Source organism: Rathayibacter sp. AY1C7 (genome assembly GCF_002931865.1).
In the GTDB taxonomy this organism is placed as follows: Bacteria; Actinomycetota; Actinomycetes; order Actinomycetales; family Microbacteriaceae; genus Rathayibacter.
Genome location: NZ_PSWB01000002.1, coordinates 83,214 through 103,929, shown reverse-complemented (window position 1 = coordinate 103,929; position 20,716 = coordinate 83,214). Strand labels below are relative to the sequence as shown.

Here is a 20,716-nt window from a genome sequence, read left to right as displayed (position 1 = left end):
GACGGCCCGCTGCGTGGTCGAAGGCGGGTCGGGTCGGGGCGCGCCCGCGGGGCTGGATGATCGGGCCCGGGCCGCGTCGGCGGGGGACGAGGGCAGGGGGTGCTCGTCGTGTCCGTCAACGGTCAGGGATGGGCTGCGGTTCGGTGCGGACGTCGGAGGCAGCAGACGGGGCGTCCTGGGTCAGGAGAGAGTCGTGCGGAGCGCGGACGGGCGCGGCGACGGGCGGGGCGGGGCGGCTCAGGGAGGATTCAGGAAAGAGAGGGTTGCGTCGTTACCGGGTCGTTATATAGTTCAAGTGCGTCGACCGTTTGCTGTGGCGGGAAGCGCGAGAAGTGATTGCAGGACACTCTTGGTGCAAGGGAATGAAGGCCGGCCGCTCGCCTCAGCGGCCGGCCTTCTGTCGTTCCCCCGGCCCCGTTCCTCCGACTCCCCTCCTCTCAGCACCCCGGCGTAGGCTGTACGGCGTCTGGATGTGAGGGAACCCTTTCCTGAGCGCCGAGAAGGAGGACCAGTGGGGTCGAGAGAGGCCGTCGCCGCCTGGGAGTCGCTGTTCCGCGCCCAGGTCCAGGTGATGCGCACCCTGAGCACCGAGTTCCCCTCGCGGGAGATCTCGATGAACGAGTACGACGTGCTCTTCAACCTCACCCGGCAGCCCGGTCGGCGCGCGCGGCTGCGCGACCTGAACCGGCACGTCCTCCTGACGCAGCCCAGCGTCAGCAGGCTGATCGACCGGCTCGCCGCCCGCGGCTGCGTCGAGAAGAGCGAGGATCCGGCGGACGCCCGCGGCACGATCATCGCGATCACCGACGAGGGCTATGCGCTCTTCCGCCGCGTCGCGCTCACCCACATGAGGACCATCTCGGAGCAGGTCGGCGGCGTCCTCGACGAAAACGAGCTGAAGCAGCTGACCGCGCTCTGCGACAAGCTCCGCGACGGCATCGCCTCCGCCTGATCCGTCCCCGCTAGCACGGGCCGCAGCGACCGGCCAGGTCTTCGCCGCGGCGCGGGACTCGCGGATCATGGGGGTCACCATGAGTGACACCTCCCCCACCCTCGTCTGGCTCCGCGACGATCTGCGCCTGGCCGACAACCCCGCCCTGCGCGCCGCGATCGACCGTGGCGGCCCCGTCGCGGTCTGCTACGTGCTCGACGAGGAGTCGGCGGGCATCCGTCCGCTCGGGGGCGCCTCCCGCTGGTGGCTGCACGGCAGCCTCGTAGCCCTCGCCGCCGACCTGCGCGAGCACGGCGCCCCGCTGATCCTGCGCCGCGGGCCGGCCGAGGCCGTCGTCCTCCAGCTCGCCGAGGAGATCGGCGCCGGAGCCGTGCACTGGAACCGCCGCTACGGGAGGGCCGAGCGCACCGTCGACGCGGCGGTGAAGGAATCGCTCCGGAACGGCGGCCTCGAGGCCGAGAGCCACCAGGGCTCGCTGATGTTCGAGCCGTGGACCGTGCAGACCGGCGCCGGCGGCCCCTACTCCGTCTACACGCCCTTCGCCCGCGCCTGCCGCGCCAAGCCGACGCCGCGCGCGCCGCTCCCCCGCCCCCGCTCGCTCGACGGCGTCACGGGAGAGATCGCCTCCGACTCCCTCGATGACTGGGAGCTGCTGCCCACGCGTCCCGACTGGGCGGGAGGGCTGCGCGAGCGCTGGGTCCCCGGCGAGAAGGCGGCGGCCGACCGGCTGCGCGCGTTCCTCGCGGAGCAGCTCGACGACTACGCCGACGGCCGCGACCGGCCGGCGGAGGACGCCACCTCGAACCTCTCCCCGCACCTGAGGTGGGGCGAGATCAGCCCCTTCCAGGTGTGGCACGCCCTGGAGGAGGCGCACGCGAAGGGCCTGCACCGCGGCGACGGCAGCGACCGGTTCCTCTCCGAGGTGCTCTGGCGCGAGTTCTGCTACCACCTGCTGTTCCACTGGCCGGATCTGGCGACCGCGAACTTCGACACCCGGTTCGACTCCTTCCCGTGGGGACGCCCCGGCCAGGAGGCGATCGACGCCTGGCACCAGGGGCGCACCGGCTACCCCCTGGTGGACGCCGGCATGCGCGAGCTCTGGAGCACCGGCTACATGCACAACCGGGTCCGGATGGTGACCGCGTCGTTCCTGATCAAGAACCTGCTGGTCGACTGGCGGGTGGGCGAGGAGTGGTTCTGGGACACCCTGGTCGACGCGGACCCGGCGAGCAACGCCGCGAACTGGCAGTGGGTCGCGGGCTCGGGAGCCGATGCGTCGCCGTTCTTCCGGGTCTTCAACCCGGTCACGCAGTCGAGGAAGTTCGACCCGGCCGGCGAGTACATCCGCCACAACGTGCCGGAGCTGGGCGGAGTCGAGGGCGCCGCCGTGCACGAGCCGTGGACGCTCGAGGACACGCTGACCGGAGGCGCGGACGGCTACCCGGCGCCCCTCGTCGACCTCAAGGAGACGCGGGCGCACGCGCTGGACGCCTTCGCGCAGATCAAGAGCGCCCCGCGCGACATCTCGCCGCGGGGCGACGACTGAGCGTCGCCGGCTAGACGCGTCCCGCCGGTCCGGTGGAGCGGCCGGACCCGGCGAGCGGGTCCTCCTCCCCGCCCTGATCGCGCAGATCGCGGGCCGGGATGCCGACGAGCACCGCCCCGTCGGGCGCGTCCTTCACCACGACGGCGTTCGCGCCCACGCTGACGTCGGATCCGAGCACGAGCGGGCCCAGGACGACCGCGCCGGCGCCGATGACCACCCGGTCGCCGAGCGTGGGGTGCCGACGCTCGCGCCGGGCCGACCTCCCGCCCAGCGTGACGGAGTGGTAGAGCATGCAGTCGTCGCCGATCCGCGCGGTCTCGCCGATGACGACGCCCATGCCGTGGTCGATGAACAGGCGCCGGCCGATGGTCGCACCGGGGTGGATCTCCACTCCGGTCGCCGCGCGCGCCGCCTGGCTGAGCAGCCGGGCGGGCAGGCGGAGGCCCCGCCGCCACCAGGCGTGCGCGACGCGGTGCACCCAGACCGCGTGCACTCCCGGGTAGGAGAGGACGACCTCCACCGCGCTCCGGGCGGCGGGGTCGCGCTCCCGGGCGGTGCGGACGTCCTCGCGGAGCAGGGCGAGGAGCCCGGGACGCTCCGGTCCGGACGGGACGCGGCGCTCCGGCCGACCGTCGCGTCCGGAGCGGGGCGTCCCGCCTCGTCTCGAGGGGCTCAGCTGCGGAGGTCCTCGTACAGGACGGTCGAGATGTACCGCTCGCCGAAGTCGCAGACGATGGCGACGATGGTCTTCCCCGCGTTCTCGGGGCGCTTCGCGACCTCGAGCGCGGCCCACATGATCGAGCCGGAGGAGATGCCGCCGAGGATCCCCTCCTGCGCGGCCATCTCGCGGGCCACCTGCACGGAGTCGTCGAGCGTCACGTCGATGATCTCGTCGTAGACCTCGCGGTCGAGGATCGCGGGGACGAAGTTGGCGCCGATGCCCTGGATCTTGTGCGGCCCGGCGGTGCCCTGGGTGAGGAGCGGGGAGTCGATCGGCTCCACTCCGATGATCTGCACGCCGGGCTTGCGCTCCTTGAGCACCTGGCCGACTCCGGTGATGGTGCCGCCGGTGCCGATGCCGGCCACGAAGACGTCGACCGCGCCGTCGGTGTCCTCCCAGACCTCCTCCGCGGTGGTGCGGCGGTGCACCTCGGGGTTGGCGGCGTTCTCGAACTGGCGGGCGAGGATCGCGCCGGGGGTCTCGTCGACGATCGCGCGGGCGCGCTCGACCGCTCCGCGCATGCCCTCGCTGCCGGGGGTGAGCACGATCTCGGCTCCGTAGGCGCGGAGGAGGACCCGGCGCTCGACGGACATCGTCTCGGGCATCGTGAGGACGACCTTGTAGCCGCGGGCGGCGCCCACCATCGCGAGCGCGATGCCGGTGTTGCCGCTCGTGCCCTCGACGATCGTCCCGCCGGGGTGCAGCTCGCCGGAGGCCTCGGCCGCATCGATGATGGCGACGCCGATGCGGTCCTTCACGCTGTTCGCAGGATTGTAGAACTCGAGCTTGGCGAGGACCGTCGCCTGGTCGGCGCCCTCCAGCCGGTTGATGCGGACGAGAGGGGTCCTGCCGACGAGCTGGGTCACGTCGTCGTGGATGCGTGCCATGGTGTGCGCTTTCTGCCGGGGCCGGCCGCCCGGGGCCCCGGAGCGGTGGGTGGAACGGGTGCTGCAGCGCCCCTCGGAGCGGCGCTCCCCCCCCACGATACGGATGCATCGACCCGAGGTCAGCACTCCGGACGCGCCCGCTCCTGCGCATCACCCGCCAGCTCCTCATCTCCACCGGGAGGAGGACGCCCCGCGGGCGCACCCGTCACGTACCATGAACCCGGGGGATCGCGCGACTGCTCGCGAGGCTTCTCGCCACCCTCCCTCACATCTCCGCGGCCCCGCGCCGCGTCGAAAGGACGACCGCTCCATGGCACTTCCCACTGCATCCCGCCGCTCCGTCCGGCCGCTCGGGATGTCGCTGCGGGCGGTCATGGGGTTCATCGGGATGAGCGCCGTGGCGGGCGTCCTGATCACCGTCGGCGTCACGCCGGCTCTCGCGCTGACGGGCCTGGCGACGAGCAACACGATCGGCATGTTCCAGAACCTGCCGGGCTACCTCGACGTGGGCCAGCTGATGCAGCGCACCAACGTCTACGCGAGCGACGGGACGACCCTCCTCGCCTCCGTCTACGACCAGAACCGCGTGGAGGTCGGCTGGGACGACGTCGCGCAGTCCGCGAAGGACGCCGCCGTCGCCGGCGAGGACCCGCGCTTCTACGAGCACGGCGGCATCGACCTCCAGGGCACGCTCCGGGCCATCGCCGTCACGCTGACGGGCGACGACCTGCAGGGCGGGTCGTCGATCACGCAGCAGTACGTCAAGAACGTCCTGGTGCAGAAGGCGGAGTCGATCACCGACGAGGCCGCGCGCGACAAGGCCTACCAGGAGGCGACGGACCCGACCCCCGAGCGCAAGCTCAAGGAGATGCGCCTCGCGATCGGCCTCGAGAAGGAGGCGTCGAAGGACGACATCCTGCTCGGCTACCTCAACATCGCCCTCTTCGGGGGCACCGTCTACGGCATCGAGGCCGCGGCGAACTACTACTACGGCATCCCCGCGAGCCAGCTCTCGACCTCGCAGGCGGCCGCGCTGCTGGCGATCGTGAACAACCCGGCGAAGTTCCGCTTCGACAACCCGGGCGACGAGGCGAACGGCGCCGCCAACGGCTACGCCGCCACCAAGGAGCGCCGCGACTACATCCTCTCGGAGGAGCTCAAGCACGGCCGGATCGACCAGGCCGCGCACGACGCCGCCGTCGCCGAGCCGATCACCCCGAACATCACGGAGCCCTCGACCGGCTGCACCACCGCCGGCAACGCCGCGTACTTCTGCGACTACGTGCTGAACGTCCTCCGCAACGACTCCGTCTTCGGGGCGACCGACGACGAGCGCTACCAGCGCATCCGCCAGGGCGGCTTCGACGTCGTGACGACCCTCGACCTCGACATCCAGCAGGTCTCGCAGGCGGCGCTCAACGCCTACATCCCCTCCGTCGACCCGCGCTTCCAGGTCGGCGCGACGGCCGCCTCCGTCGAGGCGAAGACGGGCCGCGTGCTCTCCATGGTGCAGAACACGCAGTACAGCCAGGACGAGCAGTTCCTCGCCGCGAACCCCGGCTACAGCGCGATCAACCTCAACGTCGACCTCAGCATGGGCGGCGGCTCCGGCGTGCAGACCGGATCGACCTACAAGGTGTTCACGCTGGCGCAGTGGCTGAAGGCGGGGCACACCGTCAACGAGTCGTTCGCCTCCCCCACCTCCGGCTTCAGCTCCTACCCCCAGAAGTGCAACGTCGAGGGCGACGGCGGCTACTACGGCAAGTTCTCGCCTCGCAACGACGACCCGTCGGAGGACGCGAGCTCGATGAGCGCGCTCGGCGCGACCACGAACTCGATCAACACCGGCTTCATGGGAATGGCGCAGCAGCTCGACCTCTGCGACATCCGCACCACCGCCGAGTCGTTCGGGATGCACCGCGCCGACGGCCGCGAGCTCGCCAACGGGCCGGCCTCGGTCCTCGGGACGAACGAGATCGCGCCCCTGACGGTGGCCAACGCCTACGCCGGGATCGCGAACGACGGCACGACCTGCTCGGCGATCGTCATCGATCGGATCACCGACAGCGAGGGCAACGCCGTCGCCGCCCCGGCATCGGCGTGCACGCCCTCCGTGTCGCCCGAGGTCGCCCGAGGGATGCAGTACGCGATGCAGCGGGTGATGACCTCCGGAACGGCCTACGCCTCGAACCCCTTCGACGGGATCGAGCACATCGGCAAGACGGGCACCACCGACGAGGCCGCCGACGTATGGACGGCGGGCGCCAGCAAGGCCGCCTCCCTGGCGGTCTGGGTCGGCAGCATCAACGGCTTCGCCGACAACACCAAGCAGAACCTGCGCTTCATCAGCCTGACGGGCGAGAAGGGCACCATCCGCGCCTCCAACGCCCGGCACGCCATCTGGAAGCCGATCATGACGGCGCTCGACGAGAAGTACGGCGGCGACGACTTCACGGCACCGCCGGCCTCGATGCTCGCGTACTCGCCGCGATCGGCGGCGAACTCCGAGGTCCCCGACGTCACGGGCGAGACGGTCGAGAGCGCCACGGCGATCCTCACCGCCGCCGGTTTCGTCGTCGGGATGCACGAGTCGGTCGACTCCGCGACGATCCCTGAGGGCTCCGTCGTGTCGACGACGCCGAGCGCGGAGGAGACGGCGGTCGCCGGCGGGGTGATCCCCCTCCAGGTGAGCACGGGCAAGGCTCCGGCCAATCCGAACGACATCTCGGACCTGAACGGCGACCTGATCGAGTAGAGACGTCGCCCGTCCCGCGAGGGGGCCGATCCCTCCGGGGGTCGGCCCCCTCTGCTGTCGTGGCGCCGAGCCTGCGCGGGCGCCGTCGCGCCGACTCCGGGCGGACGGGCGTCCGGCGCGGCCGTGGCGCGCCTCGTCGGGGATGTCGCAGGCCTCGCCTAGGGTGCTGGTGCAGCGAGAGGATCCATCCTGAAGCGACCGAACGTCCCCGTCTTCCAGCCCCGTCGAACCGTCCACGGGGCTCTCGGCGCGCTGTTCGGATTCGTGATCGTCAGCGTCCTGGCGGGTCTGCTCGCCTCGCTCGTGGTCGCCCCCGCCGCCGCGCTCACCGGCGCGGCGACCTCCGGCACCATCTCGGCGTTCCAGTCCCTCCCGAGCTACCTCGAAGTCGGGCGCCTGATGCAGAAGAGCGACGTCTACGCGGGCGACCCGGACGATCCGACACTGCTGGCCTCCTTCTACGACCAGAACCGGATCGAGGTGCCGGCCGACCGGATCGCCGACTCCGTGAAGGACGCGCTCGTCGCGAGCGAGGACCCACGCTTCTACGACCACGGCGGGATCGACCTGCAGGGCACCCTCCGCGCCATCGCCAGCACCTACCTCCTCGACGGCGACACCCAGGGCGGCTCGTCGATCACGCAGCAGTACGTGAAGAACGTGCTGGTGCAGAAGGCCGAATCGATCCCGGACGAGGCGGACCGCGACCGCGCGTACGCGGAGGCGACGGCGACCACGGCCGAGCGCAAGCTCAAGGAGATGCGGCTCGCGATCGGGCTCGAGAAGGTGTCCTCGAAGGACGACATCCTCCTCGGCTACCTCAACATCGCGCTGTTCGGAGGCACCGTCTACGGCATCGAGGCCGCGGCGGAGTACTACTACGGCATCCCGGCGGCCGACCTCTCCCTCGCGCAGTCCGCCTCGCTCCTGGCCATCGTGAACAACCCCGAGAAGTTCCGCTTCGACCGTCCGGACGACACGGCCAACGGCGAAGCGAACGGCTACGCGCAGACCCGGGAGCGGCGCGACTACATCCTCGACCGGATGCTCGAGACGGGGAGCATCGACCAGGCCGCGCACGACGCCGCGGCCGCCGAGGCGATCACCCCCGACATCACCCCGCCGTCCACCGGCTGCCAGACGGCCGGCAGCGCGGCCTACTTCTGCGACTACGTGACCCACGTCCTCCGAGACGACCCGGCGCTCGGAGCGACCGACGACGAGCGCTACGCGGCGATCAAGCAGGGCGGGATCAAGGTCTACACGACGATCGATCTCGATCTGCAGAGGACCGCGCAGGAGCTGATGGACGAGCAGGTCCCCTCCTCCGATCCGCGCTTCGACGTCGGGGCGACGGCGGTCGCCGTCCAGAACGGCACCGGGCGCATCCTCACGATGGTGCAGAACAAGCGCTACAGCCAGGACCCGGACGTGATCGCGAGCGGGCCGGAGTTCTCGGCGATCAACCTCAACGTCGACGCGTCCGCGGGCGGCGGCAACGGCTTTCAGACCGGCTCCGCCTACAAGGTGTTCACGCTCGCCGAGTGGCTCGACCGCGGGCACACCCTGCTCGAGCAGTTCGACTCGAAGCAGAAGAACTGGACCGGCTTCGCCGACAGCTGCGAGGGCACCTGGGACTACGACTCCTACAACCCCAAGAACGCCGGCGACGGCGGCTACACCGACACCCAGACGGCGCTGTACTCGACGATCTACTCGCTGAACACGGGCTTCACCGGGATGTCGCACCTGCTCGACCAGTGCGAGATCCGCAAGCAGGCCGAGGCCTTCGGAGTGCACCGCGCGGACGGGACCGCGCTCGTGCAGTCGCCGGGAGCGGTCCTCGGCACCAACGAGATCGCACCGCTCACCATGGCGACCGCCTACTCCGGCATCGCCGCGAACGGCACGACCTGCACCCCCGTCGCGATCACGGCGATCGTCGGAGCGGACAGCCGCGAGATCGAGCCGGTGGAGACGACCTGCAGCCGGGCGGTGTCGTCGAGGGTCGCCTCGGCGATGCAGTACACGATGCTCAAGGTGACCGCCGAGGGCACGGGTGTCGAGGACGATCCGAAGAACGGCATCCAGCACATCACCAAGACGGGCACCACCGACAACTCCGCCGACACCTGGGCCATCGGCGCCTCGACCGAGACCTCCCTCGCGGTCTGGGTCGGCAGCATCTCGGCACGCGCGGACGGCTCGAGGGTGAACCTCGACTCGATCGACTTCGACAGCGGCTGGGCGCCCTCGGCCCGCCACCGGATCTGGAAGCCGTTGATGACGGCGATCGACTCCCGCTACGGCGGCTCCGACTTCCCGCAGGCCGACCAGTCGCTCATCGCGGCGCCGCAGGTCACCGTGCCGGACCTGTCGGGCCGGACCAGCGACTCCGCCGCGCAGGCGCTGATCGCCGCAGGGCTCACACCCGGAGCGACGTCGCAGGTCGACTCCACGCAGCCGATGAACACCGTGGCCGGCACCGGTCCGGCCGCGGGCACCCGCGTGGACAAGGGCTCGGTGGTGGGCGTGCAGCTGAGCACGGGGAAGGCGCCGCCCGCTCCCGCTCCGGGCGGCTGACACCGCAGGTCAGGGACGTCGCCGGTCGGCGAGGATCTGCGACGGGAACGGGTCAGGGGGAACGGGTCAGGGAAGCCGGCTCAGGGCTCGACGGCTCCGGCGGGGAGCAGCCCGAACTCGACGAGCTCGTCGTCGGTCAGCAGTCGGCTGCGGATCATGAAGCGCTTGCCCTCGGGTGCTTCGACGCTGAATCCGCTGCCCCGCCCGTCGACGAGGTCGACGGTGAGGTGGGTGTGCTTCCAGTACTCGAACTGGGAGCGGGACATCCAGAAGTCGATCGGGTCCAAGCCGTCGAGCCGGAGCGATTCGACGAGCACGTCCGAGGCGCCGGTGCGGAACATCCCGGTGGGGAAGCACATCGGGGAGCTGCCGTCGCAGCATCCGCCCGACTGGTGGAACATGAGCGGCCCGTGCAGCGCCGTCATCCGGCGGAGCATGCCGGCCGCCTCCGCAGTGACGTCGACCCTCGTGGAGGTCATGAGTGGTGCTCCTTCGCTCGTGGTGGGAATGTCTGTGTGCGCCCGACCGCTGACGGCGGACGCTCCTGCGGGCGGCGTCTCGATACGCCGCTGCGCGGACTACTCGATCAACATGAGGGGGCGCCCCCTCGTCCGATGCCTCGCCCGAAGGGCCGAGCACCGTCCTTCCGCGCGCCGCCAGGTGCCTCTCCCGCAGGGCCGAGCACCGTCCTCCCACGCGCCGCCAGGTGCCTCTCCCGCAGGGCCGAGCACCGTCCTTCCACGCGTCGCCAGGTGCCTCGCCCGAAAGGGCCGAGCACCGTTCTCCCGCGCGTCGTCAGGTGCCTCGCCCGCAGGGCCGAGCACCGTCCTTCCGCGCGCCGTCAGGTGCCTCGCCCGAAGGGCCGAGCACCGAACGGCGGATCCGCGTGCCAGCGGATCCGTCTCGGTGCGAACGCTCCCCGCTCCTCCCCACCCGGCCACGTCGGCGAGCCGACCGCGGCACGGGCGACGAGGAACGAGGAGCCCGTGCGAACCAGCTCAGAAGAAGCCCATCGGTCCTTCCGCGTAGGAGACGAGGAGGTTCTTCGTCTGCTGGTAGTGGTCGAGCATCACCTTGTGGTTCTCGCGTCCGATGCCCGACTGCTTGTAGCCGCCGAACGCCGCGTGCGCGGGGTACTGGTGGTAGGTGTTCGACCAGACGCGGCCGGCTTCGATGGCCCGGCCGGCGCGGTAGAGCTGGGCGCCGTTGCGGCTCCACACTCCGGCGCCGAGGCCGTAGAGGGTGTCGTTGGCGATGCCGATCGCGTCGTCGAAGTCGTCGAAGGAGGTGAGGGCGAGGACGGGTCCGAAGATCTCCTCCTGGAAGATGCGCATCGAGTTGCGGCCCTCGAACACGGTCGGGTTGACGTAGTAGCCGCCGCTGAGCTCGCCGCCGAGGTCGGCGCGGTCGCCGCCGATGAGCAGCTTCGCTCCCTCCTGCTTGCCGATGTCCATGTAGGAGAGGATCTTCTCGAGCTGGTCGTTCGAGGCCTGGGCGCCGATCATCGTGGCGGTGTCGAGCGGGTTGCCCTGTTTGATCCGCTTGACCCGCTCGAGGCCGTCTCCGACGAAGTCGTCGTAGATCGAGCGCTGCACGAGCGCCCGCGACGGGCAGGTGCAGACCTCGCCCTGGTTGAGGGCGAAGAACGAGAAGCCCTCGAGCGCCTTGTCGTAGAAGGAGTCGCGTTCCGCGGCGACGTCGGCGAAGAACACGTTGGGGCTCTTGCCGCCCAGCTCCAGCGTCACCGGGATGAGGTTCTCGCTGGCGTACTGCATGATCAGGCGGCCGGTGGTCGTCTCGCCGGTGAAGGCGATCTTGCGGATGCGCGGGTGGGAGGCGAGCGGTGCGCCCGCTTCGAACCCGAATCCGTTGACGACGTTGAGCACGCCGGCGGGGATGAGGTCGCCGATCAGGTCGAGCAGCACGTGGATGGACGCCGGCGTCTGCTCGGCCGGCTTCAGCACCACGCAGTTGCCCGCGGCGAGCGCCGGCGCGAGCTTCCACACGGCCATCAGGATCGGGAAGTTCCAGGGGATGATCTGCCCGACCACGCCCAGCGGCTCGTGGAAGTGGTACGCGATCGTGTCGTGGTCGATCTCGGAGACGCCTCCCTCCTGCGCGCGGATCGCTCCGGCGAAGTAGCGGAAGTGGTCGATCGCGAGGGGGATGTCGGCGGCGAGGGTCTCGCGCACGGGCTTGCCGTTCTCCCACGTCTCGGCGACGGCGAGCAGCTCGAGGTTCGCCTCCATGCGGTCGGCGATCTTCAGGAGCATGTTCGAGCGCTCGGCGGGGCTGGTCTTCCCCCAACTCGCGAACGCCTTCCAGCCCGCCTCGACGGCGCGGTTGACGTCGGCGGCGGTGCCGCGGGCGATCTCGCAGAAGGGCTTCCCGGTGATCGGGGTGATGTTCTCGAAGTACTGGCCGCTCGCGGGGGCGACGTGCTCGCCTCCGATGTAGTGGTCGTAGCGCGAGCGGAAGGAGGCGACGGATCCCTCCGTGCCTGGATTCGCGTAGACCGTGGAACCCGGCTCCTGCGGTGCCTGCTCGGCGACCTGGTCGGCGTACAGCGTCATGTGGACCTCCATCGACGTCGTTGTCGTGGGCGCGGGGTGGGCGCCCGGTCCTGACGCTACGTCGCGGGGGGTTGCACGACGTTGCACGGGTCGACGCACCGGCGGGAGCGGCGAGGACGGAGACCGGACCGGCCGGGCGGAGACGCGGCCGCCCGAGGAGGAGGGCCCCGCGGCCCGGACCTCATACGCTCGCGAGCAGGCGCTGGGCGATCCGGCTCATGTAGACGCCGTAGGTCACCGTGGCCGCTGCGGCCCCCGCGCCGACCCAGGACCACACCTGCGGCCAGGCGGAGCCGTCGACGAGGACCACGACGACTCCGATCGCTCCGACCAGCGTCGTCCAGGTGGCGAGCCAGAGGTCGAGGGTCCGGCCGAAGATCCTCGCCATCGGATAGAAGTGCAGGCCCACGATCACGGCGATGGCCGGCACGAGGAACCGGTCGAGCCCGGTGCCGGTGAGGACGCCCACCGCGACACCGATCAGCACGCCCTCCGCGGCGAAGACCGCCCCGAACAGCAGACCGTTCGGCTTCGCCACGCGGTCGGCGTCGGTGAGCTCCACCGCCATCCTCCGCCGGGCGACGAGGAGGCGGACGGCCTGCACGGCGAAGACCACGGCCGCGAGCGCGCAGACGGTCACGGCGGTCGTCGCCGCCGGAGCCGGCCAGCCGACCGTGGTGTCGCTCGCCCACCACATCGTGAAGACCGCCATCAGGAGCAGGCCCCCCGCGACTCCGCTCGCGAGGGCCCGGGGAGGTGGTGCGAGGGTGCTCATGCGTCGAGGCTAGCGAGGCGGCTCCGCGGCCGGACGGCTCCGGCGGGAGTCGCGGAAGCGGACGGGACGGCTCAGCGCTGCTCCGCCTCGATCGTCTCGAGGTGCGCGGCGACACCGGCACGCCGGGGCGAGCGGGGCGGGAGGACGCGCAGGAGCTCCCGCCACACCTCCGCGTCGTCGCGGCCGTCCGGGCCCTCCGCCCAGGCGAGGAGGGTCGCGGGCGCCGCATCGGCGAGGACGCTCGCCCGCACCCGCAGGCGCAGCTCGCCGGCGATCGCCCGGATCCCCGGCGCCTCGGACGAGGGCAGCGGCGCGCCCCGGTAGGCGTCCAGGGCGAGGCGGTGGGAGCCGCGGTCGAGCAGGCCCAGCACCTGGCGGGCGTCGAGGTCGACCGGGCTCGCCAGGCGGTAGGGGCGCGAGAGGGGCACCAGGCGCGGGAGGGTCGGCTCGAGCGCGCGGCGCAGCCGCACCATCTCGGCGCGGACGGTGACCACCGCGTCGTCCCGGCCGTGGAGCAGGAGGGCGAGCTGCTCGGCCGAGAGCCCGGCCCGGTGCCAGGCGAGCAGGGTCAGGATCTCGGCGTGCCGGCTGCTGAGCTCGAGCGTCGCTCCGGCGGCCGTCACCAGGCCCGTCTCGCGCCCGAGGACCCGCAGGCTCGGCGCCCGGGCCGCCGCCGTGCTCCGTGCAGCGGGCCGCCGCGGGCGGAGGAGCCGCTGCACCATCAGCTCGCTCTCGACGGCGGCGGCGGTCGCCTCCATCAGCGGGAGGGTCTGCGGGGCGACGACGTCGGCGCCGCCGGTGATGTCGATCACTCCGAGGATCTCGTGCGTCTCGGGGTCGTGCACGGGGACTGCGGTGCAGCTCCACGGGTGCACGAGCGAGGCGAAGTGCTCGGCGCCGTGGATCTGCACGCCGTGATCGAGCACGAGGGCCGTCCCCGGCGCGGACGTCCCGACGTCGGGCTCGGCCCACGCCGCGCCCTCGACGAACGACATCCCCTCGGCGAGGCTCTTGAGGTGCTGGTCCCCGTCGATCCAGAGCAGCCGCCCGAGCGCGTCGCCCACCGCGACGAGCACGCCGCTGTCCTCGTCGGCGTCGCGCACCAACAGGCGGCGGATGACAGGGAGGACCGAGGCGAGCGGATGCCCGGTGCGGTACTCGCGGAGGTCGTCTCCCGAGAACGAGAGCGGTGCCGTCAGCCGGTCCGGATCGAGGCGCCGCCGCCGTGCGCGCTCCCACGACTCCTCGACCAGCGCGCGCCGCCGACCGCTGCCAGGGCGGGCCAGCCACGGGTTGGTCATGCGCTCCGCCTCGTCGTCGGGTCGGTGGGAGTCGACGCTACTCCGCGGAGCGCGGCGGCGCCTCTGTCCGCGCACCGGAACGGCGGCGCCCCCGCACCGCCAGCAGCAGCACCGCCGCCACCAGCACCGCGACGCCCAGGACGGCTCCCGCGGTGAGCCGCTCCCCCAGCACCGCCACTCCGAGGAGAGTCGCGGTCGCCGGCTCCAGGAGGGTGAGCGTCGAGACGGTCGCCGCGGGAAGCACTCGCAGGCCGCGCGCGAAGAAGGTGTAGGCCACGGCGACCGTCACCACTCCGAGCCAGAGCGCGGCCGGGATCGAGCCGGAGAGCCGCGACGGATCGCCCAGCAGCAGGAACGGGACCGCCAGCAGCGCCGCGGCTCCGAACTGGGCTCCCATGGCGGCGACGGGGCTGAGCCCCCGCTCGAGCAGCAGCTTGCCGCAGACGGCGTAGAGCGCGTAGGAGGCGCCGGCGGCGGCCGACGCGGCGAGGCCGGGGAGCGTCACGCCGCCGGATCCGCCGCCGCCGAGGAGCACCACGCCGACCGCGGCGAGCGCGGTCGAGGCGAACCAGCGCGGGCTCGGCGTCGTCCGCAGGACGAGCCACTCCAGCAGGCCGGTGAAGGCGGGAGCGGAGCCGAGGGCGACGATCGTGCCGACCGCGACTCCGTTCTGCGCGGTGCCGGTGAAGAAGGCGGGCTGGTACGCGGCGACACCGACCGCTCCGAGCACGACGAGCAGCACGACGGCCCGGGTCGAGCGGGAGCGGCTCCGCCGGCGCAGAGCCTCCACGCCGAGGAGAGCGGCCAGCATGGCGCCGCCGAGGACGATGCGCGCCGCCCCGAGGAGGAGCGGATCCACGCCCGCCGCTCCGAGGGCCTGGGCGGTCCCCGTCGTGCCGAAGCAGACGGCGGCGAGGAGGACGGCGCCGATCGCCGAGGTCCGGGCCCCGCTCATCCCGCCCCGCTCCCCCGGCCGCCTGATGACCGGCTCCCAGTGTCCCAGGGATGGGCGCGTGCTCTTCCGCCTCTCGCACCGGGGGCCCAGGATGGAGGGACCGGACTAGCGGAGGAGCACGACGTGGGCATCGCGGAACCGTTCGACCTCGAGGACCACCACCGCAGCGCGCACGGCGCCCTGCGCGAGCACTTCTCGGTGCGCGAGTTCGAGGAGGTGCCGCTGGACCGCGAGGCCATCGTCGCCACCGCGTACCTGCGGGCCATCGAGCACGCCACCGTGGCCCGGGTGCTCCCCCTCGCGCGCGCCCACCCCGACGAGCAGGTCCGCGCGTTCGCGTCCGTCTGGGCCGCCGAGCGGCACCGGATCGCCGACGCCCTGGGCGACGTGCTCGCGGCCTCGCCGCAGATCCGCGGCATCGACATCCGCCCGCCGGAGCCGACGGTGAGGTCGCGCCCGCTCCTCGACCGCGCCGCGGCCTCCCTCGCCGGCCCCGTCGCGCTGGCCCTCGCGGTGGACGCCCGGGTCGCGGTGCACGGCTACCGCCGGCTCGCCCGGCTCTCGCTGCACCCCGAGATGGAGCGCCTCGCCGAGACGGTCACGGGCATCCTTGAGCGGCAGGCCGACTTCTTCACGGTGCACGCGGCGGGACGCCTCGGACGCCCGCTGCCGCGCCGGGTGCAGGCGGCCGGCCTGCTCGCCGTGCTGCGCCTCCCGATCGGCGAGGCCGACCTGCCGGAGGCTCTCGCCCGCGAGGGTCGGGAGCTCGTCTTCGGCCGGGACGACGGCGGACTCGACGGGATCGACGCGGGCGTCGTCGCGGCGTTCGCGCTGCCCTGCACGGCGGCCCGGCGGCTCGTGCACCCGTACCGGCCGGTATCGATCCGTGCCGCGCACCGCCTCGGACGACTCGCCGCCGACACCCGCGCCGCCGTCACGACCCTGCTGGAGCAGGTGCGCGAGTAGCGGCGGCGCTCAGCCCAGCAGCTCGCGCACGTCCTCGGCGGTGATCCCGCCGGTGGCCGCCGCGCCGTCGTCCGACATGACCGCGGCGAAGAGCGCGGCCTTCGCCTCCTTGAGGGCCATCACCTTCTCCTCGATCGTGTCCTTCGCGACCAGGCGGTAGACCATGACCGAGCGGGTCTGGCCGATGCGGTGCGCGCGGTCGACCGCCTGCGACTCGGTGGCGGGGTTCCACCACGGGTCGAGCAGGATGCAGTAGTCGGCCTCGGTGAGGTTGAGCCCGAAGCCGCCGGCCTTGAGCGAGATCAGGAACACGCCCGCCGCGCCCGAGCGGAACCGCTCGATGACCTCGTCGCGCTTCTTCGTCGCTCCGTCGAGGTAGGCGTACTCGATGCCCGCCGCGTCCAGCCGCCCGCGGACCCGGCCGAGGAACCGCGTGAACTGGCTGAACACCAGCACGCGGTGCCCCTCGCCGAGGGCGTCGCCCAGCAGCTCGTCGAGCAGGTCGAGCTTGGTCGAGGGCACGCTCTCGTGCGCCTCGTCGACCAGTGCCGCGTCGAGCGCGACCTGGCGCAGCACGGTCAGCGCGCGGAAGATCGCGAAGCGGTTCTTCTCGAAGTCGCCGATCAGGCCCAGCACGCGCTGCCGCTCCCGCGCCAGGTACGTGTCGTAGACCTTCCGCTGCTTCGGGCCGAGCTCGACCTCGAGGGTCTGCTCCTGCTTGGGCGGCAGCTCCTTGGCGACGAGCTCCTTGGTGCGCCGCAGCATCAGCGGGCGGATGCGCCGCCGCAGCTGCGAGAGCTTCTCGCTGTCGGCCTCGCGCTCGATCGGCTTCTGGTAGAACTCGACGAACCCGGCGGGCGAGGGGAACAGGCCCGGAGCGACGATCGACAGCAGCGACCAGAGCTCCATCACGTTGTTCTCCATCGGCGTTCCCGTGATGGCGAGCTTGAAGGGCACGTCGAGCCGGCGCGCGAGCTGGTGCGTCGCCGACTGGCGGTTCTTGACGAACTGCGCCTCGTCGAGGAGGAGCCCCGACCACTGGATGCCCGAGTACGACTCGTAGTCGAGCCGGAACAGGGCGTAGGAGGTGACGACCAGCTCGGCCTCGCCGATGACGCTCGAGAGCGCCTTCCGCTTCTTCTTCGACGTCTCGTCGATCCCGACGACGCGGAGGTCCGGGGCGAAGCGCTTGGCCTCGCCGACCCAGTTGGGCACCACGCTGGTGGGAGCGACGACGAGGAACGGGCGCGGCGAGGTGCCCGCCTCCGCGGCCGCGGCGCGCTGCTCCTGCATCACCCGGGTGACCAGGGCGAGGGACTGCACGGTCTTGCCCAGGCCCATGTCGTCGGCGAGCACGCCGCCGAGCTGGTTGTCGTAGAGGAACGAGAGCCAGTCGTAGCCGAGCTGCTGGTAGGGCCGCAGCTCCACGGCGAAGCCCTCGGGCAGGACCCGCGACTCCAGCGCACCGGTCGCGGTGAAGCCGGAGAGCCCCTCCACGGAGCGGCGCCACGCGGCGGCCTGCGCCTCCACGACGCCCAGCTCGACCAGCTCGTCCCAGAGGGAGGACTGGAACCGGCTGATCCGCAGGGTCTCGCCGGGGTCGTCCGAGAGCTCGCGGGCCTCGGCGATCAGCTCGCGGAGGCGGCCGAACCGCTCGTCGTCGAGGGCGAAGTAGACGCCGCTGGGCAGCACCATGTACTCGTCGCCGCGGGCGAGCGCGAGGAAGATCTCGGCCAGCGGGACCGCCTCGTCGTTGACGGTGACGGAGATCTCGAGGTTGAACCAGTCGCGGCTGTCGGGCTGGGCGACGGTCTGCACGGCGACCACGGGCGCGGTCTGCGCCTCGCGGTACTCGACGCGCTCGCCGATCTCCTCGATCTCGACGGTGCCCAGCTCGCGGAGCCGCTCGACCTCGCCGGTGAGGAAGCCGACGGTCTGCATGCCGCGCAGGTCGAAGGTGGGGCGCAGGCGCCTGCTCGACGGGGACACCAGGGCGGGCGTCGACTCCGGGTCGAGACCCGCTCCGACGAGGGAGTCGAGGATCCGCTGCTCGGCCTCGGGGTCGCGGTAGCCCGCGTCCTCGCCGACCCGCAGCGGGAGCCGCTCGGCGTCCACGCCGCCGCGCGCCCCCTCCACTCCGTAGCGCCACCACCACGAGCCGCGCAGGCCCGCGCCGTCGGTGTGCTCGAGGGTGAGGCCGAGGCGCGGCTCGGGCACCGCGGGCGCCTCGAAGGAGCCGTCGCGGGAGACGATGTCGAACAGCCGGTGCAGCCGCTGGTAGTGCTCGGTGAGGAACGCCGACTCCTCGGCCACCGGGATGCGGATGGCCTCGCGGCTCCAGAGGAACGTGCGCGCGGAGGACAGCAGCGGCGCGGCGAACGGGATGAGCGTGACCGGGCGGGCGCGCATCTCGTCGCCGCCCTCCCACGTGTAGAGGCCGACGGCCGGGTCGCCGATGAAGCCGAACTCCTCGGGCGCCGGGTGGTCGCCGATCGCGACGAGCGAGCGCAGCTCGAGGCCGGCGGCGGTGCGCGTGACGTCGATGGAGGCGGTGGCCGTCGTGTCGAGGATCTTCAGCGGCGTCTGGTCGCGGTCGCCCATCACCAGGCCGATGCCCGCGCGGACGGCGCCGTGCAGTGCCGCCCAGATCGCCTCGCTCCGGCACTGGTCGAGGTAGAGCCAGGTGTCGGGCGAGTAGTAGCTGGAGGCGCTGTGCCCGGACAGCAGGCCCTGCATCTCGCGGATCACGTCGATCTGGCGCTCGTCGTAGTCGTGGCTGTAGTGCAGGTAGCCGAGGTCGCGCCAGCTGGTGCCGGTGCGGACCCAGCGATCGCGGTCGCCCATCCGCACCGGGCGCACGCCCAGGCGCGGGCGCGGCTCGGGCGGCGGCCGGTAGGAGTTGTAGCGGCCGGGCGGGCGACGCACGGGCTCGCCGGGCAGCAGCTCGAACTGCAGGCCGAGCGGGATGCCGGTGTGCGAGCGCTCCGCGCCGGCGAGGAGCGGGGCGAGCGCGCTGCGCCACTCGGGGACGGCGTCGACTGCGGCCTCGCCCGGGAAGGGACCGGCCACTCCGCCCTCGCGCTCGCGGCGCAGGGCCTCGATCAGGACGGCGGCGACGTGCTTGCACTCGTGCTTGACCGGGCAGCTGCAGGCGCCGCCGAGGAGGGTCCAGTGCTCGCCCTCGTCGCGGAGCTGCACGCTCACGGCGTACGGCGAGCGCCCGGATCCGCGGACCTGGCCGAAGAGGCGGGTGCGGCCGCCGAACCACTGCAGCTCGCGCACGCGGCCCTCGTCCGCGTACGCGGTGCCCTTCTCGACGGCGGCGGTTCCGACGAGGGCGCGGATGTCCTGCTCGGAGAAGGGCTCGTGGCCGGCGGTCACCGGCCCGGGTGCGGCCGACGGCAGCACCTCACCGGGGGGACTCTGGCGGGCCATGGACCTCACGCTCTCCGCGCTCGAACGAGCGCATCCGTCTATTCAACCCGATTCCGGAGGCGCTGCGAGCCGCGGACCGGGATCCGTGGAGGACGCACGGCCGTCCCTACGATGGAGGGATGCCCCGTCTGGCCGTCGTCTCGGCGCACACCTCCCCGCTCGAGCAGCCGTCGACGGGCGACGCGGGCGGGATGAACGTGTACCTCGCGGCGGTGCTCCCGGAGCTGGCTGCGCTCGGCTGGGAGATCGAGGTGCTGACCCGCGGCGAGGGCGTCCGGATGCTCGCGCCGGGTGTGCGGGTGGTCGGCGTGCCGGTGCCGGCGGGCGACAAGTACGCGCTGGCAGCCGCGGCGCCGGAGTTCGCGCGCGCCGCGGAGGGGGCCGACGTCGTGCACTCGCACTACTGGGTGTCGGGCCTCGCGGGGGCGCTCACCGGCAGGCCGCACGTGCACTCGATGCACTCGGGCTCGCTCGCGAAGAACGCCCGGCTCGCCCCGGGCGACGTCGCGGAGCCGCAGCAGCGGATCGACGCGGAGCGCGCCGTGCTCGCCTCCGCCGACGCGATCGTGGTGGCGGGCGCCTCGGAGCAGGAGGACGTCGTCAGCGGGTACGGCGCGGATCCGGACCGGGTCGTCGTGGTGCCGCCCGGAGTCGACGCGCGGTTCCGCCCGGGCGGCGGCGAGCGCTCCGGAGTCGTCCTGGTCGGCCGGGTGCAGCCGCTCAAGGGCCAGCTGCTGGCGGTCGAGGCGCTCGCGAGAATCGCGCCGGCGGAGCGGCCGGTGCTGCGGCTGGTGGGCGGGGCGGCACCGGGCCGGGAGTCGTACCTCGACGCGGTGCGCGCCGTGGCGGCTCCGCTGGGAGACCGCGTGCTGATCGAGGGGGCCGCCGACCGCGACCGGGTGGCGGAGCGGCTCCGGAGCGCTCAGCTGGCGCTCGTGCCCTCGGCGGCCGAGACCTTCGGGCTGATCGCGCTCGAGGCGGCCGGCAGCGGCACTCCCGTGCTCGCGCGCAGGACGACCGGCCTGGTGGACGCGGTGCGCGACGGCGGGAGCGGCGTGCTGCTCGACTCCGACTCCCCCGCGGCGTGGGCCGAGGCGATCCTGACCCTGCTGGGCTCGCCCGGTGAGCTGGCGCGTCTCGGCCGCGGCGGCGTCGACTGGGCGGCCGCCCACTCCTGGCCGGCCGCCGCCGCCCGGCTGGACGCCGTCTACCGCGGCCTGTCGGCCCGCTGAGGGAACCCCGGACCGTCGAGGGACCCCGCTCCGCC

General features: G+C 72.6%; 14 protein-coding genes. 6 read left to right on the top strand and 8 right to left on the bottom strand.

The annotated features are described in order from the left end of the window. Window positions 1–571 precede the first annotated feature (571 nt). The gene (locus C5C69_RS01450; RefSeq protein ID WP_104257198.1) at window positions 572–952 is read left to right on the top strand and encodes a MarR family winged helix-turn-helix transcriptional regulator; all 381 of its coding nucleotides are present in this window, start codon (window positions 572–574) and stop codon (window positions 950–952) included. Between the two features lie 79 nt (window positions 953–1,031). Continuing rightward, window positions 1,032–2,498, top strand: coding sequence for a deoxyribodipyrimidine photo-lyase (locus tag C5C69_RS01445; RefSeq protein ID WP_104257197.1), 1,467 nt, complete (start codon window positions 1,032–1,034; stop codon window positions 2,496–2,498). Between the two features lie 10 nt (window positions 2,499–2,508). Here the strand turns inward: C5C69_RS01445 and epsC are convergent, their stop codons facing one another. Further along, complete coding sequence (gene epsC, locus C5C69_RS01440; RefSeq protein ID WP_104257196.1) at window positions 2,509–3,075, bottom strand: serine O-acetyltransferase EpsC; 567 nt, start codon at window positions 3,073–3,075, stop codon at window positions 2,509–2,511. 95 nt (window positions 3,076–3,170) lie between these two features. Continuing rightward, window positions 3,171–4,106 (bottom strand): cysteine synthase A, encoded by a 936-nt coding sequence (gene cysK / locus C5C69_RS01435; RefSeq protein WP_104257195.1) that lies wholly within the window; start codon window positions 4,104–4,106, stop codon window positions 3,171–3,173. 310 nt (window positions 4,107–4,416) lie between these two features. Here cysK and C5C69_RS01430 point away from each other — a divergent pair, with 310 nt between their 5' ends. Next, a complete protein-coding gene (locus tag C5C69_RS01430) occupies window positions 4,417–6,861 on the top strand; it encodes a penicillin-binding protein (protein WP_159939720.1) in 2,445 nt (814 codons plus the stop codon). A 264-nt stretch (window positions 6,862–7,125) separates the two neighbouring features. Next, entirely contained in the window at window positions 7,126–9,444 is a 2,319-nt protein-coding gene (locus C5C69_RS01425) for a transglycosylase domain-containing protein (protein ID WP_104257146.1), read from the top strand. An 80-nt stretch (window positions 9,445–9,524) separates the two neighbouring features. On the opposite strand, the gene C5C69_RS01420 is transcribed toward C5C69_RS01425, so the two are convergent. The 5 genes from C5C69_RS01420 to C5C69_RS01400 all read right to left on the bottom strand — a co-directional run bounded on the left by C5C69_RS01420 (window position 9,525) and on the right by C5C69_RS01400 (window position 15,048). Continuing rightward, window positions 9,525–9,923 carry a DUF779 domain-containing protein gene (locus tag C5C69_RS01420; RefSeq protein ID WP_104225930.1) on the bottom strand — a complete coding sequence of 133 codons (399 nt, stop codon included), beginning with the start codon at window positions 9,921–9,923 and terminating at the stop codon, window positions 9,525–9,527. Window positions 9,924–10,442: 519 nt separating this feature from the next. Next, entirely contained in the window at window positions 10,443–12,017 is a 1,575-nt protein-coding gene (locus C5C69_RS01415) for an aldehyde dehydrogenase family protein (RefSeq protein WP_104257145.1), read from the bottom strand. 181 nt (window positions 12,018–12,198) lie between these two features. Then, on the bottom strand, window positions 12,199–12,792 hold the full coding sequence (locus C5C69_RS01410) for a hypothetical protein (RefSeq protein ID WP_104257144.1): 594 nt from the start codon (window positions 12,790–12,792) through the stop codon (window positions 12,199–12,201). A gap of 71 nt (window positions 12,793–12,863) precedes the next feature. Next, window positions 12,864–14,093, bottom strand: coding sequence for a GAF domain-containing protein (locus C5C69_RS01405; protein WP_104233439.1), 1,230 nt, complete (start codon window positions 14,091–14,093; stop codon window positions 12,864–12,866). A gap of 37 nt (window positions 14,094–14,130) precedes the next feature. Continuing rightward, window positions 14,131–15,048 carry a DMT family transporter gene (locus C5C69_RS01400; protein WP_104257143.1) on the bottom strand — a complete coding sequence of 306 codons (918 nt, stop codon included), beginning with the start codon at window positions 15,046–15,048 and terminating at the stop codon, window positions 14,131–14,133. Between the two features lie 123 nt (window positions 15,049–15,171). On the opposite strand from C5C69_RS01400, the gene C5C69_RS01395 reads away from it, so the two are divergent. After that, window positions 15,172–16,014 (top strand): hypothetical protein, encoded by an 843-nt coding sequence (locus C5C69_RS01395; RefSeq protein ID WP_104225933.1) that lies wholly within the window; start codon window positions 15,172–15,174, stop codon window positions 16,012–16,014. 9 nt (window positions 16,015–16,023) lie between these two features. Here C5C69_RS01395 and C5C69_RS01390 read toward each other — a convergent pair whose 3' ends face one another. Next, the gene (locus tag C5C69_RS01390) at window positions 16,024–19,449 is read right to left on the bottom strand and encodes a DEAD/DEAH box helicase (protein WP_104224188.1); all 3,426 of its coding nucleotides are present in this window, start codon (window positions 19,447–19,449) and stop codon (window positions 16,024–16,026) included. A gap of 119 nt (window positions 19,450–19,568) precedes the next feature. On the opposite strand from C5C69_RS01390, the gene C5C69_RS01385 reads away from it, so the two are divergent. Beyond that, the gene (locus C5C69_RS01385) at window positions 19,569–20,681 is read left to right on the top strand and encodes a glycosyltransferase (RefSeq protein ID WP_104257142.1); all 1,113 of its coding nucleotides are present in this window, start codon (window positions 19,569–19,571) and stop codon (window positions 20,679–20,681) included. Window positions 20,682–20,716 lie beyond the last annotated feature (35 nt).

Excerpts from the sequence above, each read along its gene's own strand:
- C5C69_RS01415 (WP_104257145.1), bottom strand. The coding sequence starts at position 12,017 with ATGACGCTGTACGCCGACCAGGTCGCCGAGCAGGCACCGCAGGAGCCG.
- C5C69_RS01450 (WP_104257198.1), top strand. The coding sequence starts at position 572 with ATGCGCACCCTGAGCACCGAGTTCCCCTCGCGGGAGATCTCGATGAAC.
- C5C69_RS01405 (WP_104233439.1), bottom strand. The coding sequence starts at position 14,093 with ATGACCAACCCGTGGCTGGCCCGCCCTGGCAGCGGTCGGCGGCGCGCG.
- C5C69_RS01400 (WP_104257143.1), bottom strand. The coding sequence starts at position 15,048 with ATGAGCGGGGCCCGGACCTCGGCGATCGGCGCCGTCCTCCTCGCCGCC.
- C5C69_RS01430 (WP_159939720.1), top strand. The coding sequence starts at position 4,417 with ATGGCACTTCCCACTGCATCCCGCCGCTCCGTCCGGCCGCTCGGGATG.
- C5C69_RS01445 (WP_104257197.1), top strand. The coding sequence starts at position 1,032 with ATGAGTGACACCTCCCCCACCCTCGTCTGGCTCCGCGACGATCTGCGC.
- C5C69_RS01420 (WP_104225930.1), bottom strand. The coding sequence starts at position 9,923 with ATGACCTCCACGAGGGTCGACGTCACTGCGGAGGCGGCCGGCATGCTC.
- cysK (WP_104257195.1), bottom strand. The coding sequence starts at position 4,106 with ATGGCACGCATCCACGACGACGTGACCCAGCTCGTCGGCAGGACCCCT.
- C5C69_RS01385 (WP_104257142.1), top strand. The coding sequence starts at position 19,569 with ATGCCCCGTCTGGCCGTCGTCTCGGCGCACACCTCCCCGCTCGAGCAG.
- C5C69_RS01410 (WP_104257144.1), bottom strand. The coding sequence starts at position 12,792 with ATGAGCACCCTCGCACCACCTCCCCGGGCCCTCGCGAGCGGAGTCGCG.
- C5C69_RS01390 (WP_104224188.1), bottom strand. The coding sequence starts at position 19,449 with ATGGCCCGCCAGAGTCCCCCCGGTGAGGTGCTGCCGTCGGCCGCACCC.